Below are 5,747 nucleotides of genomic sequence, written 5' to 3'. Positions count from 1 at the left end.
CAAGAAACCCCGCTCATCGAGCGGGGTTTTTTATTGCCTGCAATTCAGAACGTCGCCGGATATTAAACTTTCCCCTTCTTGTCATTCATTGATTACCCTTCTAAAGCCCCAAAAAGACCTCTTTTTCTGTTCGATATTTGCTCACCAGTTCAATGTGTTGGATACAAAAAGTACAGAATGTGATGCCTCTACCTTTCTTGTGATGCCTGCTCTGGTTTAATTCTTCAGTCCACATGGATGGACCAAGGAATCACAATAATTTAAGGAATAGACCCATGTTCAAAAGAACAGTAACGATGATGCTGGCGGCGGGAACCCTGGTATTAGGCGGTTGCGCATCCAATGGTGGTGCAGAGCAGGCTGGGGCAGACAACGGCGATTTCGGTGGCAAGTCCATCTACCTGCGCGGGGAGATGAACGACTGGATGGCGACTGATGAAAGCAAGGTAGCCAAGGTGGCCGACAAGCTCTATATGGCTAAAGGGACCCTCAAGAAAGAGTGGGCCCCCTACAAGTTCAAGTTTGCTGATTCAGGCTGGAGCTGCGGTACCAACTTTGGCTACAAGAGCCCGAGTGATGGTGTTGCCGTGTTGGGGGGTGAGGCTGTGCCGGTCAACCCCTGCTCCAAGTATGAGGACATGAAGTTCTCACCGGATGCTGATGGCGTCTACGAGTTCTATCTGAATATGGCGGGTGAAACACCGACCGTTTACGTCAAGAAGCCCTGATCTATCTCTGAGTGTTAAATCTCTTAGCAAATTAATCAGTTAAGTGCCCTGGCCCAGAAATCTGCTGGCCGGGGCATTTTTTTAGGTTAGAATCGGCGCCCTCATGGCATCAGGTGTACTATATGTTGTGCCATTAATTTTAGATGGCACCATTGGTTGTGTTTTCTGCTGTTGTCATGATGTTGATGCATTCACATAAGGTTGATTGAAAATGGCTAAATCGAACCCGGTGCTGGAGAGTGAGCTTGGCTCCCGCCTTATCCCCATGCAGGAAACGTCCCTCGAGATCTGGGATAGCAAGTATCGCCTCAAGAGCAAGGATGGCACTCCCATCGACAGCTCTATCGATGAGACTTACCAGCGGGTTGCCCGTGCGTTGGCAGATCAGGAGCTGGAACCTGAGGCCTGGTATGAGCCGTTCCTGTGGGCGCTGCGCAATGGGGCCATTCCGGCGGGCCGCATCACCTCCAATGCGGGGGCGTTTGAGCACAAGCCTGCTACTTCAACCATCAACTGTACTGTTTCCGGTACCATCGAAGATTCGATGGACGATATCCTCGGCAAGGTGCACGAGGCTGGCCTGACCCTGAAAGCCGGTTGTGGTATCGGCTACGACTTCTCGACCCTGCGTCCGCGTGGTGCCTTTGTCTCCGGTGCCGGTGCTTACACCTCCGGCCCGCTCTCCTTTATGGATATCTATGACAAGATGTGTTTCACCGTCTCGTCAGCCGGTGGCCGTCGCGGCGCCCAGATGGGCACCATGGATATCCGCCATCCCGATGTGATCGAGTTTATTCAGGCCAAGCGCGAAGATGGCCGCCTGCGTCAGTTCAACCTCTCTCTGCTCATCACCGAAGATTTCGTCAAGGCGGTGAAAGAGGATGCACCTTGGTCGCTGATCTTCCCCTACACCGCCAAAGAGGTGGAGCAGGATGGCATTGCGCTGGACGATCCCGCTCAGGTGCTATGGGCCGACTGGCCCAACAAGGAAGGGGTTGTATTCAACGAGTTGGGGCAGGTCGCTTGTAAGGTCTACAAGACCATGCCAGCCCGCAAGCTGTGGAATGTCATCATGACTTCCACCTATGACTATGCAGAGCCCGGCTTCATCCTGATCGACAAGGTCAACCAGATGAACAACAACTGGTTCTGTGAAGAGATCCGCGCGACCAACCCCTGTGGTGAGCAGCCGTTGCCGCCCTACGGTGCCTGTCTGCTGGGCTCGGTCAATCTGACCAAGTTTGTGCGCGACCCTTTTACTGAAAACGCTGCGTTCGATTGGCAGGCGTTTCGCAAGGTGGTGGCCATCTTCACTCGCATGCTCGACAACGTGGTAGAGATCAACCAACTGCCGCTGGCCAAACAGCGCGAGGAGATCACTGCCAAGCGCCGTCACGGCATGGGCTTCCTGGGGCTTGGTTCGACCCTCACCATGCTGCAGATCAAGTACGGCTCCGCTGCATCCGTGGCCTTTACCGAGCAGGTATCCCAGGAGCTGGCGATGACCGGCTGGCAGGAGTCCCTGCGTCTAGCCAAGGAGAAGGGCTCTGCCCCAATCATGGAGCAGGAGTTCGAAGTAACCGGCAAGATGCTGCGTCTGCGCCCGGAAATGGCGGCTGATGGCATCAAGGTAGGCGACAAGGTGAAGGGCAAGGTGCTGCATGCGCGCTACAGCCGCTATATGCAGCAGGTTGCCGAAGTGGATCCTGCGCTGGTCGCCGAGTTGGCGGAAGTGGGTGGGCGTTTCACCCATCACAGCAGTATCGCGCCGACCGGCACCATCTCGCTGTCTCTGGCCAACAATGCCAGCAACGGCATCGAGCCGAGCTTTGCCCACCACTACAGCCGCAACGTCATCAAGCCGGGCAAGAAGAGCAAGGAGAGCGTCGATGTCTACTCCTTCGAGCTGCTGGCCTATCGCGAGCTGGTGAATCCGGCCGCCATGCCCTATGCCGATGATGTGGCGAGCCGTCTGCCGGACTATTTCATTACTGCCGATGACATCACCCCGGCGCAACATGTGGACATTCAGGCGGCGGCTCAGCGCTGGATTGACTCATCCATCTCCAAGACCGCCAACGTGCCGACTGATTTCCCGTTCGAGCAGTTCAAGGACATCTACATGTATGCCTCGGACTCCGGCCTCAAGGGGTGCACCACCTTCCGCTTCAATCCGGAGGCCTTCCAGGGCGTGCTGGTGAAGGAGAAGGATCTGGAGAACACCCTCTATGAGTTCACCCTTGAGGATGGCTCCGTCATCTCCGTCAAGGGGAACGAAGAGATCGAATACGATGGCGAGCTGCATACGGCCGCCAACCTCTACGACGCCTTGAAAGAAGGCTATTACGGTAAATTCTGAGAACGACATTATGGTCAAGAAGATCGACAAGAAAATCGTCGCCTACAAGGTGCGTACCAAGGATGAGCCGCAAGAAGATCTCTCTGTGCAGGATGACGTGGTGCACATGCACGAAACCGTGCTGCGCCCGGAGCGGCTGATGGGTACCACCTACAAGCTGAAGACGCCGGAGCATGTCTCCGAGCACTCACTGTTCATCACCATCAACGACATCATTCTCAACGAGGGCACGGTTCACGAAACTCGCCGTCCGTTCGAGATTTTCATCAACTCCAAGAGCCTGGAGCACTATCAGTGGATCGTGGCGCTGACCCGCATCATCTCGGCGGTATTCCGCAAGGGTGGGGATGTCACCTTCCTGGTCGAGGAGCTGCGCTCGGTGTTTGATCCAAAGGGCGGCTACTGGAACAAGGGCAAGTATGTGCCGTCGCTGATCGCCGAAATTGGCAACGTGATCGAGAGCCATCTCACCGAGATAGGCATGCTCAAGGCACCGGGGTTGGACGAGCATCAGCAGGCATTTCTGGCCGAGAAGCAAGCCGAGTTGAAAGCCGCTCAGGAGGCTAAAGAGCAGGAGGCGAGCAGTGGTTTCCCGGCCAATGCCGCGCTCTGCTACAAGTGCCACACCAAGGCGCTGGTGCTGAAGGATGGCTGCATGACCTGCCTCAACTGCGGCGACTCCAAGTGCGGCTGACAGACATGCCCAAGTAGTTGAACGATAGAGAAAAGACCGGCCACAGTGCCGGTCTTTTTATTGCTGTTTTTATGCGCAATCAAATCAGGCGGCCCAGTGACTTGTTGCGCGATAGTAAAATCGGGCGTAGCGTTGAGGGTAATAAAACTGTCACGGCCGTGTGGTTTCAATGACATCTGAGATTCACACACGTGGCCCTTCAGTGCCAAGGAGGATGCTTATGGACAATACGGACCGAAAGCTGTTTATCCTGGATACCAACGTTCTGCTTCACGAACCCCTCGCTATCTACTCCTTCAAAGAGCACGACGTGCTCATCCCCATGACGGTGCTGGAAGAGCTCGATAACATCAAGGATCGCAACAAGGATGTCAGCCGCGACGCGCGGGTGGCCATTCGTGCGCTGGAAGATGTCTTCCGCGATGCAACCCCGGATCAGATCACCCAGGGCGTGCCGCTGGCTGGCGAAGCGAGCGGCAATATCTGCATCTTCAGCGATCACCATCTGCCGCAGGATGCCGAGGTGTTTACCGACAAGGAGGCCGACAACCGCATCATCAACGCGGCCCTCTATCTGCAAAAGCACGAGTTGAAGCGTCAGGTGGTGCTGGTCACCAAAGACATCAACATGCGCCTCAAGGCCAAGGGGGCCGGGCTTGCTCACGTTGAAGATTACCGTAGCGACCAGCTGATCGATGATATCCGCCTGCTGGCTAAAGGCTTTCAGGTTGTGCCCGGCAGCTTTTGGGAGCGGGTTGGCGAGTGCGAGAGCGAGACCCATGGCCGCGACACCATCCATGTGATCGATGCCAATCTGCTGGAAGGGGTTCACGTAAACCAGTATCTGGTGGATGAGGAGAATTTCTTCGCCGCCCGGGTACTCAGCCACGATGGCAACAAGATCCGCATCAAGGATCTGGGCCGCGAGCGACTGATGTCCCGCAAGGCGTGGGGTGTCCATCCCAAGAATGTCTATCAGGGGATGGCTCTGGATGCACTGCTCGATCCGCACATCGATCTGGTGATCCTGACCGGCCCGGCGGGTTGCGGCAAAACCTTGCTGGCCATGGCTGCTGCGCTGGAGCTGGTGATTGAGAAGGGCATTTACGAGAAGGTGATCGTCACCCGGAATACCCCGGAAATTGCCGAGAGCATCGGCTTCCTGCCCGGCACCGAAGAGGAGAAGATGATGCCCTGGCTGGCGGCGGTGACCGACACCCTGGAGGTGCTGCACAAGCAGGACGAGAACATGAGCGGCTCGCTCAGCTACATCATGGAGAAGGCCAACATCCAGTTCAAATCGGTCAACTTCATGCGCGGGCGCAGCATCCAGAACACCTTCGTACTGCTGGATGAGTGCCAGAACCTGACCGCTTCCCAGATCAAGACCATCATCACCCGTTGCGGCGAAGGCACCAAGATCGTCTGCTCCGGTAACCTGGCACAGATCGACTCCAACTACCTGAGCCCGGTGACCTCGGGTCTCACTTACATCGTCGAGCGTTTCAAGGATTTTGACGGCAGTGCCAACATCTTCCTCAATGGTGTGGTGCGCAGCCGGCTGGCCTCGTTCGCCGAGGAAAATCTCTGATTTAGATGAATATTTCCAGATACAAAGGGAGGCCAAGCGGCCTCCCTTTTTGATCATGGCGCAGTCTTTATTCCCAAGGGCTATTGGCCAAGATAGCGCAGCAGCCCCGGGTGGTTGCTGTTTTGCAGAATATCCGGCTTGCCTTGCAGGGCGATGCGGCCCTCGTCGACAAACAGCACCTGATCGGCGATAAGCTGGGCATCCTCCGGATTGTGGGAAACCATCAGCACGGTGATGCCTTGCTCGCAGGCGAGGCGGGCTACTTCGGCCAGCATCTCCCGGCGCAGGGCGGGATCGAGGGCCGAGAAGGGCTCATCCAGCAGCAGCAGCGGTTTGCCGCGCACCAACGCGCGAGCCAGCCCGACCCGCTGCTGC

General features: G+C 56.3%; 6 protein-coding genes. 5 read left to right on the top strand and 1 reads right to left on the bottom strand.

Annotated elements, in window-relative coordinates:
• The 5 genes from L972_RS21725 to L972_RS03125 all read left to right on the top strand — a co-directional run.
• On the top strand, positions 1–220 hold a 220-nt coding region (locus L972_RS21725), incomplete at its 5' end, for a hypothetical protein (RefSeq protein ID WP_231560898.1).
• Positions 221–275: 55 nt separating this feature from the next.
• Entirely contained in the window at positions 276–728 is a 453-nt protein-coding gene (locus L972_RS03140; RefSeq protein ID WP_047435420.1) for a pullulanase, read from the top strand.
• 211 nt (positions 729–939) lie between these two features.
• A complete protein-coding gene (locus L972_RS03135; RefSeq protein WP_047435417.1) occupies positions 940–3,087 on the top strand; it encodes an adenosylcobalamin-dependent ribonucleoside-diphosphate reductase in 2,148 nt (715 codons plus the stop codon).
• 10 nt (positions 3,088–3,097) lie between these two features.
• Positions 3,098–3,781, top strand: a complete 684-nt coding sequence (locus tag L972_RS03130) for a TSCPD domain-containing protein (RefSeq protein ID WP_005358167.1) — start codon at positions 3,098–3,100, stop codon at positions 3,779–3,781.
• A gap of 220 nt (positions 3,782–4,001) precedes the next feature.
• The gene (locus L972_RS03125; RefSeq protein ID WP_005358170.1) at positions 4,002–5,372 is read left to right on the top strand and encodes a PhoH family protein; all 1,371 of its coding nucleotides are present in this window, start codon (positions 4,002–4,004) and stop codon (positions 5,370–5,372) included.
• Positions 5,373–5,452: 80 nt separating this feature from the next.
• Here L972_RS03125 and L972_RS03120 read toward each other — a convergent pair.
• Positions 5,453–5,747: AAA family ATPase (locus L972_RS03120; RefSeq protein ID WP_047435414.1), on the bottom strand; the 295-nt coding region annotated here is incomplete at its 5' end.

Origin of the sequence: Aeromonas sp. ZOR0001 (genome assembly GCF_000801015.1) — a bacterium.
In the GTDB taxonomy this organism is placed as follows: domain Bacteria; phylum Pseudomonadota; class Gammaproteobacteria; order Enterobacterales; family Aeromonadaceae; genus Aeromonas; species Aeromonas veronii.
This window is presented reverse-complemented; position numbering and strand designations above follow the sequence as displayed.

Bases quoted from the DNA above. Each gene is read 5' to 3' on its own strand.
- L972_RS03140 (WP_047435420.1), top strand. From the start codon at position 276: ATGTTCAAAAGAACAGTAACGATGATGCTGGCGGCGGGAACCCTGGTA.
- L972_RS03135 (WP_047435417.1), top strand. From the start codon at position 940: ATGGCTAAATCGAACCCGGTGCTGGAGAGTGAGCTTGGCTCCCGCCTT.
- L972_RS03130 (WP_005358167.1), top strand. From the start codon at position 3,098: ATGGTCAAGAAGATCGACAAGAAAATCGTCGCCTACAAGGTGCGTACC.
- L972_RS03125 (WP_005358170.1), top strand. From the start codon at position 4,002: ATGGACAATACGGACCGAAAGCTGTTTATCCTGGATACCAACGTTCTG.